The organism is Pseudomonas sp. UTLPPB19802 (assembly GCF_059730225.1).
Map to the genome: position 1 here is coordinate 3,555,593 of NZ_AP048545.1, position 16,992 is coordinate 3,572,584.

Genomic DNA, 16,992 nt, shown 5'->3' on the forward strand with positions numbered 1-16,992 from the left:
ATAGAAGAGGCTACTGAATGAGATTGGCAAAATCGCCAGAGAGGAAGGGCTTCTCGTCTCCAAGGTGGAATCCCCCGAGCGTGAAAGCCTGGCGCGACTTCTTTACCCCGAAATGCGCAAGGTCATGCGTTCGCTCTCCACCGTCGAGGCGGCTAAGCACATTACAAGCCGCGGTATGAAGGGTCTACGCAGTTTTGCATCCATCTTCAAGATCAATATTGGTGGGGTTGAGATCGGTGTAGAGCCGGAACCTGGTTTGGCTGATAGTGGGGACCTGCAATACGATCTGCCCGACATCTTTACGCTAGTCGGCCAGGCGGCGCAGGCAGCTGGGAAGGGATGGATCCTGCTCATTGATGAAGTCCAGTACTTGACGGAACAGGACCTCTCAGCATTGATTGTTGCCGTCCACCGGATGTCTCAAGAGGGATTGCCGGTGTTGCTCGTCGGCGCCGGGTTGCCGCAAGTCGCTCGTTTGGCAGGTGAGGCAAAGTCCTATGCCGAACGGTTGTTTCTCTATCCACCTGTGAACGCGCTTTCAGGCTATTCAAAAACCCATTCTGGAGGAGGAGGTCTCGATCTCGCCGTTAGCCTTGGAGCGCATTGTTGATCGAACACGCGGCTATCCCTTTTTTCTTCAGGAATGGGCATCCACCGCTTGGAATCTCTCCGAGGGGCCGGAAATCACTGTGGAGGATGTTGAACACTCTTATCCTGAGACATTGGCATCTCTGGATGCGGGTTTTTTCAGAGTTCGAATTGACCGTCTGACCCGTTCGGAAGTGCTGTTCGTAAAAACCATGTCGGAGTTGGGGGACGGCCCTTATGCCATGGCCGATGTGGCGAAAGCGATGGGGCGAACTCAATCGTCGCTGGGGCCAACGCGGGCCAATATCATATCCAAGGGCATGATCTACAGCACCGATCACGGCTATCTGAACTTTACAGTCCCACTGTTTGCAGAGTTCATGCGCCGTCAGGGTTAGCGGGCCAGGCCATCCCAATAGGGCAGGGAATTAGCAAGACCATGAATCGATGGCGATCGGGCAGGTTCTGCCCTTGCTGGTCACCCACAAGCCGAATCACGACCGCCCCGGTCGTTCGAGCGCACGCCCAGGCAATGGTGTCGACATCACGATTGATGTGCGGGTCTCACCGTACAGGTTGATCCGCTCGATCAACCGCTCCAGGTCGCCCATGCTCTTGGCCACCAATCGCATGAGGTAGGAATCCGCGCCGGTGACGTGGTTGCATTCGAGCACCTCAGGAATCGTCTCCAGCAGCTTGAGAAACCGAGCCTTGGCCGGCTGGGGCACGGTCATCGCGATCAGCGCACTGACCGGGTAGCCAGCCGCCGTCGGGTTGACGCGAGCCGTGTAGCCCTCTATGACCCCCATCTCTTCAAGGCGCCTGACCCGCTCGCTCTATGGGTTGCTTGGCGTGATCGGTGTAGCAGGGGTGATCATGGCCTCACCCTCGCTGGCGACGGTTCTGAAAATCGGCGGGGGTGCGTTTCTCCTCTGGTTGTCCTGGAATATTGCCAGGGACATGCTCAAGCCTGTGCCGGAGTCGAAGGAAGTGGTATCCGCCGCGGTGGCCCGTGACTTCCTGACGGCATTCGGTTTGACGCTTTCCAACCCGATGACTGTTCTATCCTTCATCGCCATCTTTGCAGCCCTTGACCCACTTGCAGGCAGTCAAGGGCAGGGCGGCGGCACGATGTGGCTGGCGACCCTGACAATGTTGGCAGGGGTCTTCACAGGCTCCGCAGCCTGGTGGCTGTGCTTGAGTGGCACGACTTCCGTCCTGCGGCAACGGATGCCCACTTCGTTGATGCAGGTTATCTCCTGCGTGTCGGCGCTCGCCATCGGCGTCTTCGGACTGATACAGGTGGTTAGCGGACTACGCACATTTTTGTGACCCAACGCCGCTGATGGAACGGGCAAGGCAACATCCCAACATCCGTCCTGTCCGTTCTATCGGCGCCCGCGCAATCCAACAAACATGGCAATTGCTTACACCCAACCAACGCACTCACAACCAATAAAAAGGAAGCTCGCGTATGGAAAAGCAATTGACCACCCTGGCGCTCGCCTTGTCGCTCTGCTCGCTGGCGAACGCCGCCGACGAAATGACCGTGATCTCGTACGGCGGGATCAGCAAGACGGTGCAGACCGAAGTCTTCTACCAACCCTTCGAAGCCGCTCACCACGTCAAGCTCATCGCTGGCGAATACAACGGCGAAATGGCGCGGATCAAGGCCATGGTCGACACCAGAAGCGTGAACTGGGACGTCGTCCAGGTCGAGTCCGACAAGCTCGTGCGCGGCTGCGAGGAAGGCCTGTTTGAGCCGCTTGATCCACAACGCCTGGGCAAGCCCGCCGATTTCGTTCCTGGCACCTTTTCCGGCTGCGGCGCCGGCTTGCCGGACGGGGACGTCACGGTCGTCTCGGCAACGGGCAAGCCCCTGGGCGCCGTGACCTTCCGGCGGCTGGCCGAAGCCATGGTCAATGGCCAGGAGCAGCCGAACCTTCGGGAGCAGGGGATGGCGCTGGTCCGCTGAAACCCTGCATCGGGACCTGGCGACGAGAAACGGGAATGAAACCGGGCGGATCCGGGAGCATAATGCTTCGGATTCCTGGCGGCGCAGGCAGCGGCCGTCCCTGTTTCATTCCATACAGGAGCCTTACCGATGCTCGGCGTAACCGACTATGGCGCATTCGTGATTGCCTTCATCATCGTCCTGGCCATTCCCGGGCCCGGCAACTTCGCCCTGATCACCGCCACCGGCAAGGGCGGGATCCGGGCGGGGCTTGCGGCCACGTGCGGGGTGATCCTCGGTGACCAGGTGCTGTTGTGGCTGGCGGTGGCCGGTGTGGCGACCCTGCTCACCGCCTACCCGGCGGCCTTTCACCTGGTGCAGTGGGTCGGTGCGGCCTACCTGGCCTACCTGGGGTTGAGAATGATAATGACCAAGCCGGGCGGTGCGCCGCGCCAGAGCCGGATGGATAATGGCCACTACCTGCGCCAGACCATGATGATCACCTTGTTCAACCCCAAGGCGATCATGTTCTACATGGCGTTCTTCCCGCTGTTCGTCGACCCGGTCAGGCACCAGGGGCTGCTGACCTTCGGCTTCCTGGCCGCCACGGTGGCGGTGGTGACCTTCCTCTATGGCCTGATCGCCGTGGTGCTGACGCACCTGCTGGCCGAACGCATGCGTGCCAACCCGCGGGTCAGCAACCTGCTGGAGCGTCTGGCGGGCGTGGCGCTGCTGGGTTTCGGCATCAAGCTGGCGGCGATGCGCTAGGCTGGCAAAGCAGCCAGGGGCGCGACATCAGGGGCCAGGGGTGAACCCCTTGTAGTTGGGGTCCCGGTAGAGCTCCATGAAGTACGAGGTCTTGCTCTCGTTGCTGCCCTTGGCATAGGTGACATCGGGGTTGGGGCTCAGGTGCCAGCCCGGGCCGTTCGCGTCGCGCTCGATCAGCCTGGGGTACATCGTGCATTTGCCGACGCCGTCGCCCGAGGTCATCAGGAACTGGTAGTAATGCCCGGCCTTGGGCGTGAACCTCGCCGACACGGTGCAGGAGTCGGTGCGATCGCCGATGTAGGTCATGTCGACATCGGTCTCCAGGCCTGGTCGTACCTGCGTCTCGTAGTAGTTGAACGTCAGGTCCTGGCCGGCCTTGGGCATGCCCTTGTCCTGGGTATGGACCAGCACGAACTCGTTGCGGCGGATCAGCCCGCCCGAGCGCACACCGTTCTCGTACTGGAAGATTTCCGAGTGCTGGGTGTAGTTGACGATCCGCACCCAGGCCGGGTTCGGCTCGTTCTCCGGTGCCTTGAAGAATTCATGGTGGGGCAGGAACTGGCAGCCGCCGAGCAGCGCAAAGGCGGGCAGCCAGACGGTGGGAGATATACGCATGGTTGGGTCGTCCTTGACAGGGGTGCCAGAACAGACCGCAAAAACCGCCGGATATTCCCGAGTGACTGGGGCGAAGGCCGCGATCGCTGGCAGATGGGATACACAGGCCCCGAATGGCCTGTGAATCCCGCTGCGTTTCATGTGGGGTGTCGATGCTTGCTCAAGGACGCTTGCCGAAATCGGCCACCTGCGCGGTCCAGCCCTGCACCTGTTCGCTCAGCGACAGCCCCAGGCCGGGTCGCGTTGGCACCAGCATGCGCCCGTCGCGGGTTTCCAGGCGTTCGTTGAACAGCGGCTCCAGCCACTCGAAATGCTCGACCCACGGCTCGGTCGGGTAGGTGGCCGCCAGGTGCACGTGCAGTTCCATGGCGAAGTGCGGGGCGATCATCACGCCGGCCTGTTCGGCCATGGCCGCGACCTTCAGGTACGGAGTGATACCCCCGACTCGCGGTGCATCCGGCATCAGGTAGTCGGCACCGCGCAGCCGGATGAATTCGGCGTGCTCGGCGACGCTGGTGAGCATCTCGCCGGTGGCGATCGGCGTATCGAACTGCCGGGCCAGGTCCGCGTGGCCCTCGGCGTCGTAGCAGTCCAACGGCTCCTCGATCCATACCAGGTTGAACTCCTCGAAGCGCCGGCACATGCGCTGGGCGGTGGGACGGTCCCACTGCTGGTTGGCGTCGACCATCAGCGGGAAGCTGTCGCCCAGGTGCTGGCGCACGGTGCTGACCCGCTGCAGGTCGATCGCGCAGTCCGGCTGGCCGACCTTGAGCTTGATCCCGCCAATGCCTTTTTCCCGCGACAGGTCGGTGTTCTTCAGCAACTGGTCGAGTGGCGTGTGCAGGAAACCGCCGGAGGTGTTGTAGCAACGTACCGAGTCACGCTGGGCACCGAGCAGGCGGGCCAGGGACAGGTTGGCGCGCTTGGCCTTGAGGTCCCACAGGGCGACGTCGAAGGCGCCGATCGCCTGGGTCGACAGGCCGCTGCGGCCCACCGAGGCCCCGGCCCAGCACAGCTTGGTCCAGAGCTTGGCGATGTCGCTGGGGTTTTCCCCGAGCAGTGCCGGGGCGATCTCCTTGGCGTGGGCGAACTGGCCGGGGCCACCGGCACGCTTGGAGTAGCTGAAGCCAAGGCCCTTGTGGCCGTCCTCGGTTTCGATCTCGGCGAACAGGATGGCGATCTCGGTCATCGGCTTCTGGCGGCCGGTGAGGACCTTGGCGTCACTGATCGGGTTGGCCAGCGGCAGGAACACCGAGGACACCTTGACGTAGGCGATGCGGTCGTTGTCGGCACTGGAGCGTTGTTGTTCTGGCGCGTGCATGGGGTTTTCCTTTGGATGGGATGGAATACGGTTCAGCGAGCCAGGTGGGAGGTCGCCGGCTGGGTCGGTTCGAGTGAGGCGGGTGGGTCCTGCAGGCCATCGACTTCCAGGCGCTTGAGTGGCCCGACGATGACCAGGTAGGCAAAGGCGCCGAGCAGGCCCATGGCGGCGACGTAGACCAGCGCGGCGTCGAACGAGCCCTGCGTGACCAGCAGGCCGATGGCGATCGGGGTGACGATGCTGGCGATGTTGCCGCAGAAGTTGAACATCGCGCCGCTGATGCCCATGGCGCGCTTGGGCGACACATCACCGACGATGCACCAGCCGAGGTTGCCGACGCCCTTGGCGAAGAAGGCAATGGACATCACCAGGATCACCAGCACGGTCGACTGGGTGTAGTTGGCGACCACGATGCTGCTCGACGCCAGCAGGCCGCAGATGATCGGGGTCTTGCGCGCGGCAGTGAGGCTGAAGCCCTTCTTCAGCATCCAGTCCGACCAGACGCCGCCGAGCATTCCGCCCAGGCAGCCGGCCACCGGCGGGATTGCCGCGACCAGGCCGACCTTGAGCAGGGTCATGCCCTTGGCCTCGATCAGGTAGGTGGGGAACCAGGTGAGGAAGAACCAGGTGATCGAGGTCAGGCAGAACTGGCCCAGGTAGATGCCGGTCATCATGCGGTTGCCGGCGATGCTGCGCACGTTGGCCCAACTGAACGGAGTCTTGATCTCGCCCATGTCGGGCAGGCCGCCGCCGGCTTCGATGTAGTCCAGCTCGGCTTGGTTGACGCGCTTGTCCCGGCGCGGCTCCTGCACGCACTTGAACCACAGCAGGCCGATCAGGATGCCTGCGGCGCCGGTCCAGAAGAACACGTGCTGCCAGCCGAAGCTGTTCAACAGCAGCACCATCAGCGGAGTGAACGCCGCCAGCGCGAAGTACTGCGCCGACTGGAAGATCGCCGTGGCCAGGCCGCGCTCATGGCGCGGGAACCACATCACGGTCAGGCGGTTGTTGGCCGGAAACGCCGGCGATTCGGCTACACCCATCAGAAAACGCAGCACGAACAGGGCAAGAAACGCCGAGCTGAACAGGTCGACGAAGCCCTGCAGGAAGGTGAAGGTCGACCAGATGACCAGGCTCAGGCCCAGCACCAGGCGCGAGCCGAAACGGTCGAGGATCACCCCGCCAGGCAATTGCATGGCGGTGTAGGCCCAACCGAACGCGGAGAAGGCGATGCCCAGGGTCACGGCATCGAACCCCAGGTCGGTGCGCATGCTCGGGGCGGCGATCGACAGGGTGGCGCGGTCGACGTAGTTGAACACGGTGACGATGAAAATCATCGCCAGGATCAGGTAGCGGACGTGGGTCCTGCCTGCCTCGGAGGTTGAAGTGATCACTGTTGTTTTCCTTGTTGTGATGTTCGGCGTCGTGTGTCGATTGCCCGATGATTGCGCAATCATTTCGGCTCGAAAAAACAGCCACGGGCAAGCCTGAGCCGATGGCTGTGGGTTCGATCTTACAATGATTGCGCAATCATTCAAGCGTTCATTCGTCGCCCGATGGGAAAATCCTCAGGTGCTCTGACGATCGATCAGGCTGAAACCGGTGTCGATGCGCACCGGATCGGCGCTGCCGGCCGGGTGGCTGAAGCGCTCGAGCAGGGCCTTGGCGATCTGCTCGCCGATGCGGGTGCCGTCGACGCGCACCGTCGACAGGGGCGGATGGACCTGGGCTGCGCTGCTCAGGTCGCCGAAGCCCATGACCGCAAGGTCGGCCGGCACGCGCAAGCCGCGGCTGGCGGCTTCGGCCAGTACACCCTGGGCGATGGTGTCGGAGCTGCAGACCACCACATCCGGCTGGTGCCCCTCGTCGAGCAGTTGGCACAGTCCGCTGCGGCCGACTTCCAGGGTGGCCGGCGGGGTGAGAAGGCGGGTCGGAATGTCCTGGTGGCCGTGCCGGGCCAGTTCAGCGAGCAGGCTGTTGCAGCGGCGCACACCCCGGGGATCGCCGATGCCGACCACGGCAAAGCGCTGGTAGCCCTTGCCCAGCAGGTGACGGGCGATCGCTTCGCCCACCGCTTCGTGGGAAAACCCCACCAGCATGTCCAGCGGGTCGTCGCCCAGGTCCCACGACTCGACCACCGGGATGCCCGATTGCGCCAGGCGCTGGCGGCTGGCTTCGGTGTGCAGGGTACCGGTCAGGACGATGCCGTCGGGGCGACGCCCGAGCAGGGCTTCGATCAGTTTTTCTTCCTGTTCGGCCGAGTAGCCGGTCAGGCCCAGCAGGGTCTGGTAGCCGGCGGCGGTGAGGCGGTCCATCAGGGCCTGGACAGTGTCGGCGAAGATCGAGTTGGCGATGGTCGGCAGCAGGATCGCCACCAGCCGGCTCTTGTTGCTCGCCAGGCTGCCGGCGAGCATGTTCGACACATAGCCGACCTCGCGAACCGCCGCCAGCACCTTCTCGCGCGCCGCCTTGCTCACCACCTCGGGGCGATGCAGGGCGCGCGAGACGGTGATCGGCGAGACACCGGCGACCTTGGCCACGTCGATGAGGGTCGGGTTGAGAGGTCTTTGCGCAGTGCCGGAGTGTGGGGTTGAGGAAGAGTCGCCAGATTTCTTTGCCATGCCGGTTCCGCGTGCAGGATTGATCGGCGGCTCGCTGCCGCCCGTAGCGCGAATCTACCAAAGCACCGTGCCCAGCGCACGGTATTGGTGGGCCGCGCCATCCTTGACTCGGTGACCGGTAGGGCATCAGGCCGTGGCGTCCGACTCCAGCGCCGGGCGCGGTGCCCGACCGGCAAGCCAGGCCAGCACGGCGGCAAGCAGCAGTACCAGCGCGCTGAGTTCGAAGGTCGCGCGATAGCCGCTCAGGTCAAAGGCCAGGCCACCGATGATCGCGCCACCGCTGATGGCCAACTGCACGATCGCCACCAGCAGCCCACCACCGGCTTCGGCGTCATTGGGCAGCGTGCGCGCCAGCCAGGTCCACCAGCCCACCGGCGCAGCCGTCGCCACCAGGCCCCAGAGCGCCAGCAGCAACGCGGTCAGGGTGGGCGAGCGGCCGTATTGCAGCAGGGCCAGGGCAACGCCGGCCATCAGCAGCGGAATCACCGTCAGCGTGCGATACAGGTTCCGGCCGAGCAGGCGTTCAATCAGGACGGTGCCGATCAGCCCGGCGCTGCCCAGGGCCAGCAGCATCAGCGAGAGCAGGGTTGCGTCGACCTGGGGCACCGCCTCCAGAAACGGCCGCAGGTAGGTGAACAACATGAACTGGCCCATGAAGAACACGCTCACCGCGACCATGCCCAGGGCGACCGGCCCCTGTTTCATCAGGCTCAGCGCGCTGCCGCCCTTGCGGCGCTGTTCGGCCTGCAACCTGGGCAGGCTCAGCATCAGCCACAACGCGGCGAGGGCCGCCACCGGCACGACGCAGAAAAACGCCCCGCGCCAGCCGATCAGCGCGCCGAGGAAGCTGCCCAGTGGCGCGGCGATCACGGTGGCCAGGGCATTGCCGCCGTTGACGATGGCCAGCGCCCGCGGCACCTGGTCGGGCGTGACGAGGCGCATTGCGGTGGCCGCCGATAGCGACCAGAACCCGCCGATGGCGATGCCGATCAGCGCGCGACCGAGCATGAATGAGGGGTAGCCAGGGGCGAGGGCGACCACGCTGCCGGAGACGATCATCAAGACGGTCAGGCCCAGCAGCAGGCGCTTGCGCTCGACCCGTGCGGCAATGGCGGCGATGACCAGGCTGGTGATCAGCGCAAATGCGCCAGACACGGAAATTCCCTGGCCGGCCTGGCCTTCGGTGATGTGCAGGTCGGCGGCTATGGGCGTCAGCAGGCTGACCGGCATGAACTCGGAGGCCACCAGCGCAAAGGCGGCCAGGGACATGGCCAGCACCGCGCCCCAGTGACTCCGTGCTCTTGGTTGGGCGGTCATTGGGCGGCCTGCAGGGTTTGAGTCGCGAATTCGCGAGGGGCAATGGGCATGGATTCAAGTGGTTCGTCGCCCGCGTGGGCTCCATGGGCAAAGGCTTGCATAGGGCTCTCCGGTTTCAGGGCGGCCCATTCTTGCGGGGGAACACCTGTCGTCGTAGCTCAATCCAATCGAATACTTGCCTGATCCTCTGGACTTGCAGGGTGATGGATAGGAAAGCCTGCGCCTGCGAGCTAGAGTCTGGAGGGAGGAGTACACCGCCATGAACCAGCCCCAAAGCCGCCAGCTATCGCCCCTGGCACCGACTATCGATCGGCACATCCGCCAACCTGGTGATTGCCCCACCGCGATCCCCGGCCTCGTGCTGTTTCGGCGCGATCAGTCGTTGCCGCCTTCGGTGTGCATGGTCGAACCGAGCCTGATCCTCGTCGCACGCGGGGAGAAAAGCCTGTGGGTCGGCGGCGAGGGCTATGCCTATGACCCTTCGCGTTTCCTGGTCACGTCACTGGACCTGCCGGCCAACTCCGAGGTGGTCCTGGCCAGCCCGGAACAGCCCTGCGTCGGGCTGGTGCTGAAACTGGACGTGTCGATTCTTGCCGAGCTGATCGCCAAGGGCGGCCTGCCGGCGACCCGTGATCGCGCCATGGGCACGGGGGTCGGCATCGCCCACATGACCCCGACCTTGGAAGCGGCCCTGGGCCGCCTGCTGGCGCTGCTCGATGAGCCGGAGGCGATCCCGGTGCTGGCGCCGCTGGTCCTGCGTGAAATCCACTACCGGCTGCTGCACGGCGAGCAGTCGGTGCGCCTGCGGCAGATCACCGCCGTCGACGGCCAGGGCTACCGGATCGCCAAGGCCATCGACTGGCTCAAACTGAACTACACCACGGCGCTGCGTATCGAAGACCTGGCGGCCCGGGTGCAGATGAGCGCACCGACCTTTCACCACCATTTTCGCCAGCTCACCGCCATGAGCCCGCTGCAGTACCAGAAGTGGTTGCGCCTCAACGAGGCGCGGCGGCTGATGCTCAGCGAGCGCCTGGACGTGTCGCGGGCGGCGTTTGCCGTGGGCTACGAGAGCCCTTCGCAATTCAGTCGCGAATACGGCCGGCTATTTGGCACGGCGCCCCGGCAGGACATTGCGACCTTGCGTGGCCAGGGTCCACAAGCAGCGCTTGCCGCGGAGGCAGTACCCGGCTTTTGAACCATGCGGCCTTGGCCGCATCGGTGAGGCGTCCGTCGGCGCCTCACCCCCTATAACAACGACATATCAACCGATGATGAGCGGGTGAGCCATGGAACTACGAATCAACCAGAAGAGCTATCAGGTCGATGCCGACGCCGACACGCCCCTGCTGTGGGTGATCCGCGATGACCTGGGCATGACCGGTACCAAGTACGGCTGCGGCCTGGCCCAGTGCGGTGCCTGTTCGGTGCTGGTGGACGGCAACGTGGTGCGCGCCTGCGTGACCCCGGTGGCTGGGGTGGTGGGCCGCGAGGTCACCACCATCGAGGCGATCGAGGCCGATGAGGTGGGCAAGCGCGTGGTCGCGGCCTGGGTCGAGCATCAGGTCGCCCAATGCGGCTACTGTCAGTCGGGGCAGGTGATGGCGGCCACCGCGCTGCTCAAGCACTCGCCCAAACCCAGCGATGCGCAGATCGAGGCGGCGATGGTCAACCTGTGCCGCTGCGGCACCTACAACGCCATTCATGCCGCCGTGCATGACCTGGCCGCGCAGAAGGGGGAAGCCTGATGAACAGTCGTATCGAGGGTGTTGAAGAAACCTTTGGCCCGGACCCGGTCAACCTTTCCCGCCGCCGGTTCCTGACCGGCACCGCAGTGGGTGCCCTGGTGCTGGGCTTCGGCCTGCCCCTGGGCTCGGCACGGGTGCAGGCTGCTGCGGCGGCGACCCCGGCAGCGCGTGGCACCCAGGTGCCGGCGTTCCTGGAGATTCGCCCGGACAACACCGTGCGCCTGCTGTGCCCCTTCATGGAAGGCGGGCAGGGCACCTACACCGCCATGGCGCAGATCGTCGGCGAAGAGCTGGACGCCGACCCGGCGACCTTCCTGGTCGACAGCGCACCGCCGGGCGAAGCCTACGTGGTGATGGACAATGGCATGCGCATCACCGGCGGCAGCATGTCGGTGCGCATGAGCTACCCGACCATGCGCCGCCTCGGTGCCCTGGCCCGGGCCATGCTGTTGCAGGCCGCGGCGGAAAAACTCGGCGTCTCGGTGGCTGAGCTGTCGACCGAGCCGGGTCGGGCGATTCATGCGGCCTCCGGTCGCTCACTGGCCTACGGCGAATTGGCGGCGCGGGCCATGGACCTGTCGGTGCCGGACCCCGCCAGCGTCAAGCTGCGTGACCCCAGCCAGTTCCGCTGGATCGGCAAGCCGGTCAAGCGCGTCGACGCCTATGACAAGTCCACTGGCCGGGCCACCTACAGCATCGACCTGAAGGTCGACGGCATGCTCCACGCCGCCGTGCAACACGCACCGCGCCTGGGCATGACGGTCGGCAGCCTGCGCAACGAGGCGCAGGTCAAGGCGATGAAGGGCGTGCACTCGGTGCATCAACTGCCGGGCGCGGTGGCGGTGGTCGCCGAGCGCTGGTGGCATGCCAAGCGCGCGGTGGAAGCGATCCAGGTCGACTGGCAGGAGCCGGCTGCCGACTCGCCCCTGCGGGTGATGCCGGCGGACTTCTCCAGTGAAGCCTACGTGCAGCGCCTGGCCAGCGAGCAAGGCGCGGCCCGTGACGCGGAAAACGAGGGTGATGTCGCCAAGGCACTCGCCGGCGCCAAGAACACCGTCGAGGCCAGCTACCACAACCAGTACCTCAACCATGCACAGCTGGAGCCGCCGTCGGCCCTGGCGCGGTTCAACGCCGACGGCTCGCTGGAGGTCTGGCTGCCCAACCAGGCACCGGACATGTTCCGTGCCGATATCGCCAAGCTCACGGGGCTCGATGCCGCACGGATCACCCTGCATTCGCCGCTGCTCGGCGGTTTCTTCGGTCGGCATTTCCTGTATGGCTCGGCCAGCCCCTATCCGCAGGCCATTGCCTTGGCCAAGGCGGTCGGGCGGCCGGTCAAGCTGATCTGGAGCCGCGAGGAAGAGTTCCTGCGCGATGTGCTGCGGCCGATCGCGTCCGTGAAGTTCCGTGGTGCCCTGGACGACAACGGCCTGCCGGTCGCCATCGAGGCGGTCAGCGCGACCGAGGGACCGACCGAAGCCCTGGCGGGCAAGCAGGGCGACAAAATCGACCCCACCGCCCTCGAAGGGCTGGCGGGCAAGTCGTATGCGATCCCAAACAAACGGATCGCCCAGATCTACGTCAAGGGCCCGGCGATGCTCGGCTACTGGCGCTCGGTGGGCAACTCGCTCAACGACTTTTTCTACGAAGCGTTCCTCGACGAGCTGGCGGACAAGGGCGGCAAGGACCCCTTCGAACTGCGCCTGCACCTGCTGCGCGACAACCCGCGACTGACCACGCTGCTCAACGCGGTGGGCGAGCTGGCGGGTGGCTGGAAGCGTGGCCCGTTCACTGCCGAGGACGGCAGTCGGCGCGCCCGTGGCGTGGCCATGGCCTCGCCCTTTGGCACGCAGACCGCGGTGATCGCCGAGGTCTCGATCGAGCAGGGGCAGGTCAAGGTGCACGACATCTGGCAGGCGATCGATCCGGGCAGCATCGTCAACCCGGCGATTGTCGAGGCCCAGGTCAATGGTGCCGTGGCGCTGGGGTTGTCGCAGACGCTGGTCGAAGAAGCGGTGTGGATCGATGGCAAGCCACGGGCGCGCAACTACGACCTGTACCCGATCCTGCCGCCGGCACGGATGGCCAGGGTGCATGTGCGGGTGGTCGAGAGCGGGGAGAAGATGGGGGGCATTGGCGAACCGCCGCTGCCGGCGGTCGCGCCGGCCGTGGCCAACGCGGTGTCGAGGCTGACCGGGCAGCGTATTCGCAGCCTGCCGCTGAGCCACTACACCTTCACCTGACCTGAGCCGGAGTGCCCATGAACAACAGCCGATTCGCAAGAACCGCTGGCTGGCTGGCGTTGCCGTGCCTGGTCGCGGCAGGCCTGCTGGCCTGGTATGTCACCCGCGAGCCTGCCTCGCGCCTGGAAAACCAACCGATCGCCGTGGCCGACATCGACCCGGCGCTGGTCAGCCGTGGCGAATACGTCGCGCGCCTCAGCGACTGCGTGGCCTGCCACAGCGTGCCGGGTGGCAAGCCCTTCGCCGGTGGCCTGGAAATGGCCACGCCGCTGGGGGCGATTCATGCCACCAACGTCACCCCGGACCGCGACACCGGTATCGGAAACTACAGCCTGGCGGACTTCGACCGCGCCGTGCGCCACGGCGTGGCACCGGGCGGCCGGCGCCTGTACCCGGCGATGCCGTATCCGTCCTATGCCAAGCTCAGCGACGATGACGTGCGGGCGCTGTACGCGTTCTTCATGAAGGGCGTGGCGCCGGTGAAACAGGCAAATGCCGAGAGCAGTATTCCCTGGCCGCTGAACCTGCGTTGGCCGATCGCCCTGTGGAACGCGGTGTTCACCGACAGTGCACCCTATGCCGACAAGCCGGCCCAGGACCCGCAGTGGAATCGCGGTGCCTACATCGTCCAGGGCGCCGGGCACTGCGGCAGTTGCCACACGCCACGGGGCCTGGCCTTCAACGAGAAGGCCCTGGACGAGTCCGGCACACCGTTCCTTGCCGGTGCCTTGCTCGATGGCTGGTATGCGCCAAGCCTGCGCGCCGATCACAACACCGGCCTGGGGCGCTGGAGCGAACCGGAGATCGTGCAGTTCCTTAAGACCGGTCGCAACCGGCACGCGGTGGTCTTCGGCTCGATGACCGAGGCGTTCAACAACTCCACGCAGTTCATGAGCGACGACGACCTGGCGGCGATCGCCCATTACCTCAAGTCATTGCCCGGCGACCGCCAGCGCGACGGTGCACCCAGGCAGTACCAGGCGGTTTCCGCCGCAGCGCAATTGGAGCGCCCCGGTGCCCACACCTATGTGACCCGCTGTGCGTCCTGCCATGGCCTGGACGGCAAGGGCCAGCCCGACTCGATGCCGCCGTTGGCCGGGGCAACCTCGGCGTTGGCCGGTGAGAGCGCCTCGGCGATCAACATCACCCTCAACGGTTCGCAACGGGTGGTGGCTGCCGGCGTGCCGGACGCCTACCGCATGCCGGCGTTCCGCGAGCAACTGTCGGACCAGCAGATTGCCGAGGTGCTGACCTTCGTGCGCAGCACCTGGGGCAACCAGGCGGCTGCGGTGCAGCCCCAGGCGGTCGGCAAGCTGCGCGGGCATACCGACCCGGCCAGCAGCAACCCGATCATCCTGCAGATGCGCTGAAGGAGGCTTGATGGAAAGCATCGACTTGCTGGTCCTGCGCACGGCCCGCGACTGGCTTGCCGCGGGTGAGCGCGTGCTGCTCGCTACCGTGGCGCGGACCTGGGGTTCGTCGCCACGGCCTGTAGGCTCGATGATGGCCTTGCGTAACGATGGTCGTGTGGTGGGCAGCGTCTCCGGTGGCTGCATCGAGGACGACCTGATCCACCGCTACACCACCGCCCATGGTGGCAGTGGCCTGGCCGACAGCGCGCCCCAGGTGGTGCGCTACGGCGTCAGTGCGGATGAAGCCCACCGCTTCGGCTTGCCCTGTGGCGGCACGCTGGAACTGATCCTCGAGTTCAGCCCGGACTGGCGGTCGCTGGACGAGTTGCTGGCACAGCTCGATGCCGGGCGGCTGGTGCGCCGCCGCCTGGACCTGGCTGCCAACGCGGTGAGCCTGGTGCCCACCGCGACGCCGGAGCAGTTCAGCTTCGACGGCGAACAGATGCTCAATACCCTCGGGCCCGGTTATCGGCTGCTGATGATCGGTGGCGGCGCGCTGGCCGAGTACCTGGCGACCATGGCGCTGTTCAACGGGTTCAGGGTCTCGGTGTGCGATCCGCGTCCCGAGTACATCGAGACCTGGGCCGTGGCCGGGGTGGAGCGCATCGTCGGCATGCCGGACGATGTCGTGCGGGACTTTGCCGTCGACCTGCGCACCTGCATCGTCGCCCTCAGCCACGATCCCAAGCTCGACGACCTGGCGTTGCTCGAAGCCTTGCACAGCCCGGCCTTCTACATCGGTGCCATCGGCTCACGGCGAAACAGCCAGGCACGGCGCGACCGGTTGATCGAGCATTTTGGCGAGACCGAGGCTTCCCTGGAGCGCCTGCACGGACCGATTGGCCTGTACATCGGCAGCAAGACACCGGCGGAAATCGCGGTGAGTGTCATGGCACAGATACTTGCGGTCAAGAATAGCATTGCGTTGCCCGGCAACCTCTGCGTGGCCGGGGCCAAGCAGGCGCAGGAAAGCCTGGGCTGACGCCGGCAGGCAGGCTCAGCCGTCAGGGCGGAGCCAGGCACTGTCGATCAATGAGGGCGAGCGGGCACGACCCGTTGCCGTTGCTCACCGAGGCCCTCGATCCACAGGCGCAGGGTGTCGCCAGGGTTGAGGTACACCGCTTGCGGCTTGATGCCCATTCCCACGCCGGGTGGGGTGCCGGTGCAGATCACGTCACCAGGCTGCAGGGTGATATACCGGCTCACGTAGGCGACGATTTCGGCCACCGTGAAGATCATGGTCCGGGTGTTGCCTGTCTGGCGGCGCTCACCGTTGACGTCCAGCCACATGTCCAGGTTCTGCGGGTCGGGCACTTCGTCGCGTGTCACCAGCCAGGGGCCGATAGGGCCGAAGGTGTCGCAACCCTTGCCCTTGTCCCACTGGGAGGACTGCAACTGGAAGGCGCGTTCGGAGACGTCGTTGACGACGGCGTAACCGGCAATATGGTCCAGGGCATCCTCTTGCGAAACGGACCGTGCCTCGGTGCCGATGATGATGCCCAGTTCCACTTCCCAGTCGAGCTTGGTGGAGCCGGTCGGCTGGATGATGTCGTCGCTCGGGCCACTGATACAGCTGATGGCCTTGGTGAAAATCACCGGCTCATCCGGAATCGGCATGCCTGCTTCTTCGGCATGGTCGCGGTAGTTCAGGCCAATGGCGATGAACTTGCGCACACCGGCCACCGGCGTGCCGTAGCGCACACCTGCCTCGACCTTGGGCAAGGTCGATGTATCGATGGCGGCGAGCTTGGCCAGGTTCTCCGGCGACAGGTTGTCCGGGGTGATGTCGCCCAGGTGCGCGGACAGGTCGCGCAGTGTTCCGTCAGTATCAACCAGGCCGGGACGCTCTTGGCCTGCTGGGCCGAAACGGCAAAGCTTCATCTATGACGCCTCCATGGGTTCAGGGAATGCCAGCAACGCTTGAAATCGGCAATTTTCCGGGATCGCTGAACCCGATTCGGGCCCAGGAAAAAGGGATGTTACGGACCATGAGGTTGAATGACTTCGATCAATTCCACAACCGTGGGTTTTGTATCGTCAGGGCAGGGGACGAAGAGGGGACGGGGCCGTCCCCTTGTTCTCTCTTGGCGGTAGCCCTAGCGCTCTGCGGCCTGGACCGCTTGGCCCGACAACATGCGCTGGGTCAGGTCATCAATCACCGCCTTGCCCATTTCGCACAGGTAATGGGAGGCCCAGGCGTAGCGTTCTCCGTCTTTCTCCATGGCGGCATCGAGGGCCAGGTGCTTGGCGCAATGGAACAGGTTGGAGGCGTGCTCCATGGCATCCTTGATCGGGATATCCGGATTGACCCGGAACAACTGCTGATCACCCGCGCCGCAGGATGCGAAGGTAATACTGCCGAGGGTCTTGATGGGGGGATGGTCGCTCATCGGGTTGCTCCTGTA

18 protein-coding genes are annotated in these 16,992 nt (G+C 65.1%); 10 read left to right on the forward strand and 8 right to left on the reverse strand.

Annotated features, from left to right (window positions below; genetic code table 11):
* The first annotated feature begins 124 nt into the window (after positions 1 to 124).
* Both AC6I6U_RS15980 and AC6I6U_RS15985 read left to right on the forward strand, forming a co-directional pair.
* On the forward strand, positions 125 to 610 hold the full coding sequence (locus AC6I6U_RS15980) for a hypothetical protein (protein WP_497882870.1): 486 nt from the start codon (positions 125 to 127) through the stop codon (positions 608 to 610).
* Positions 594 to 986 (forward strand): DUF8462 domain-containing protein, encoded by a 393-nt coding sequence (locus tag AC6I6U_RS15985; RefSeq protein WP_497882871.1) that lies wholly within the window; start codon positions 594 to 596, stop codon positions 984 to 986. Before AC6I6U_RS15980 ends, AC6I6U_RS15985 begins: the two co-directional genes overlap by 17 nt.
* A 96-nt stretch (positions 987 to 1,082) precedes the next feature.
* On the opposite strand, the gene AC6I6U_RS15990 is transcribed toward AC6I6U_RS15985, so the two are convergent.
* Positions 1,083 to 1,397 (reverse strand): Lrp/AsnC family transcriptional regulator, encoded by a 315-nt coding sequence (locus tag AC6I6U_RS15990; protein WP_497882872.1) that lies wholly within the window; start codon positions 1,395 to 1,397, stop codon positions 1,083 to 1,085.
* Between AC6I6U_RS15990 and AC6I6U_RS15995 the strand changes: the two genes are divergently transcribed.
* From AC6I6U_RS15995 to AC6I6U_RS16005, 3 genes are all read left to right on the forward strand, one after another.
* Entirely contained in the window at positions 1,387 to 1,920 is a 534-nt protein-coding gene (locus AC6I6U_RS15995) for a LysE family transporter (protein WP_497882873.1), read from the forward strand. The genes AC6I6U_RS15990 and AC6I6U_RS15995 overlap by 11 nt on opposite strands.
* 142 nt (positions 1,921 to 2,062) lie before the next feature.
* Entirely contained in the window at positions 2,063 to 2,563 is a 501-nt protein-coding gene (locus AC6I6U_RS16000) for a type 2 periplasmic-binding domain-containing protein (RefSeq protein ID WP_497882874.1), read from the forward strand.
* Between the two features lie 129 nt (positions 2,564 to 2,692).
* On the forward strand, positions 2,693 to 3,310 hold the full coding sequence (locus AC6I6U_RS16005) for a LysE family transporter (RefSeq protein ID WP_497882875.1): 618 nt from the start codon (positions 2,693 to 2,695) through the stop codon (positions 3,308 to 3,310).
* 27 nt (positions 3,311 to 3,337) lie between these two features.
* Here AC6I6U_RS16005 and AC6I6U_RS16010 read toward each other — a convergent pair whose 3' ends face one another.
* The 5 genes from AC6I6U_RS16010 to AC6I6U_RS16030 form a co-directional block, all read right to left on the reverse strand.
* A complete protein-coding gene (locus tag AC6I6U_RS16010) occupies positions 3,338 to 3,925 on the reverse strand; it encodes a hypothetical protein (RefSeq protein ID WP_497882876.1) in 588 nt (195 codons plus the stop codon).
* Between the two features lie 160 nt (positions 3,926 to 4,085).
* On the reverse strand, positions 4,086 to 5,246 hold the full coding sequence (locus AC6I6U_RS16015) for an L-talarate/galactarate dehydratase (protein ID WP_497882877.1): 1,161 nt from the start codon (positions 5,244 to 5,246) through the stop codon (positions 4,086 to 4,088).
* A gap of 32 nt (positions 5,247 to 5,278) precedes the next feature.
* The gene (locus AC6I6U_RS16020; RefSeq protein ID WP_497883039.1) at positions 5,279 to 6,583 is read right to left on the reverse strand and encodes an MFS transporter; all 1,305 of its coding nucleotides are present in this window, start codon (positions 6,581 to 6,583) and stop codon (positions 5,279 to 5,281) included.
* A gap of 231 nt (positions 6,584 to 6,814) precedes the next feature.
* Positions 6,815 to 7,867 carry a LacI family DNA-binding transcriptional regulator gene (locus tag AC6I6U_RS16025; protein WP_497882878.1) on the reverse strand — a complete coding sequence of 351 codons (1,053 nt, stop codon included), beginning with the start codon at positions 7,865 to 7,867 and terminating at the stop codon, positions 6,815 to 6,817.
* 126 nt (positions 7,868 to 7,993) lie between these two features.
* Entirely contained in the window at positions 7,994 to 9,184 is a 1,191-nt protein-coding gene (locus AC6I6U_RS16030; protein WP_497882879.1) for an MFS transporter, read from the reverse strand.
* Between the two features lie 259 nt (positions 9,185 to 9,443).
* Here AC6I6U_RS16030 and AC6I6U_RS16035 point away from each other — a divergent pair, with 259 nt between their 5' ends.
* From AC6I6U_RS16035 to AC6I6U_RS16055, 5 genes are all read left to right on the forward strand, one after another.
* Complete coding sequence (locus tag AC6I6U_RS16035; RefSeq protein ID WP_497882880.1) at positions 9,444 to 10,382, forward strand: AraC family transcriptional regulator; 939 nt, start codon at positions 9,444 to 9,446, stop codon at positions 10,380 to 10,382.
* A 91-nt stretch (positions 10,383 to 10,473) separates the two neighbouring features.
* Positions 10,474 to 10,932 (forward strand): (2Fe-2S)-binding protein, encoded by a 459-nt coding sequence (locus tag AC6I6U_RS16040; RefSeq protein ID WP_497882881.1) that lies wholly within the window; start codon positions 10,474 to 10,476, stop codon positions 10,930 to 10,932.
* The gene (locus tag AC6I6U_RS16045; protein ID WP_497882882.1) at positions 10,932 to 13,175 is read left to right on the forward strand and encodes a xanthine dehydrogenase family protein molybdopterin-binding subunit; all 2,244 of its coding nucleotides are present in this window, start codon (positions 10,932 to 10,934) and stop codon (positions 13,173 to 13,175) included. The genes AC6I6U_RS16040 and AC6I6U_RS16045 overlap by 1 nt, the downstream gene beginning before the upstream one ends.
* Positions 13,176 to 13,192: 17 nt before the next feature.
* Entirely contained in the window at positions 13,193 to 14,545 is a 1,353-nt protein-coding gene (locus AC6I6U_RS16050) for a c-type cytochrome (RefSeq protein WP_497882883.1), read from the forward strand.
* Positions 14,546 to 14,555: 10 nt separating this feature from the next.
* A complete protein-coding gene (locus tag AC6I6U_RS16055) occupies positions 14,556 to 15,569 on the forward strand; it encodes an XdhC family protein (RefSeq protein ID WP_497882884.1) in 1,014 nt (337 codons plus the stop codon).
* 47 nt (positions 15,570 to 15,616) lie between these two features.
* Here AC6I6U_RS16055 and AC6I6U_RS16060 read toward each other — a convergent pair whose 3' ends face one another.
* Together AC6I6U_RS16060 and AC6I6U_RS16065 are read right to left on the reverse strand one after the other, a co-directional pair.
* Positions 15,617 to 16,468 (reverse strand): fumarylacetoacetate hydrolase family protein, encoded by an 852-nt coding sequence (locus tag AC6I6U_RS16060; RefSeq protein ID WP_497882885.1) that lies wholly within the window; start codon positions 16,466 to 16,468, stop codon positions 15,617 to 15,619.
* A gap of 215 nt (positions 16,469 to 16,683) precedes the next feature.
* Positions 16,684 to 16,977 (reverse strand): DUF3077 domain-containing protein, encoded by a 294-nt coding sequence (locus AC6I6U_RS16065; RefSeq protein WP_497882886.1) that lies wholly within the window; start codon positions 16,975 to 16,977, stop codon positions 16,684 to 16,686.
* Positions 16,978 to 16,992 lie beyond the last annotated feature (15 nt).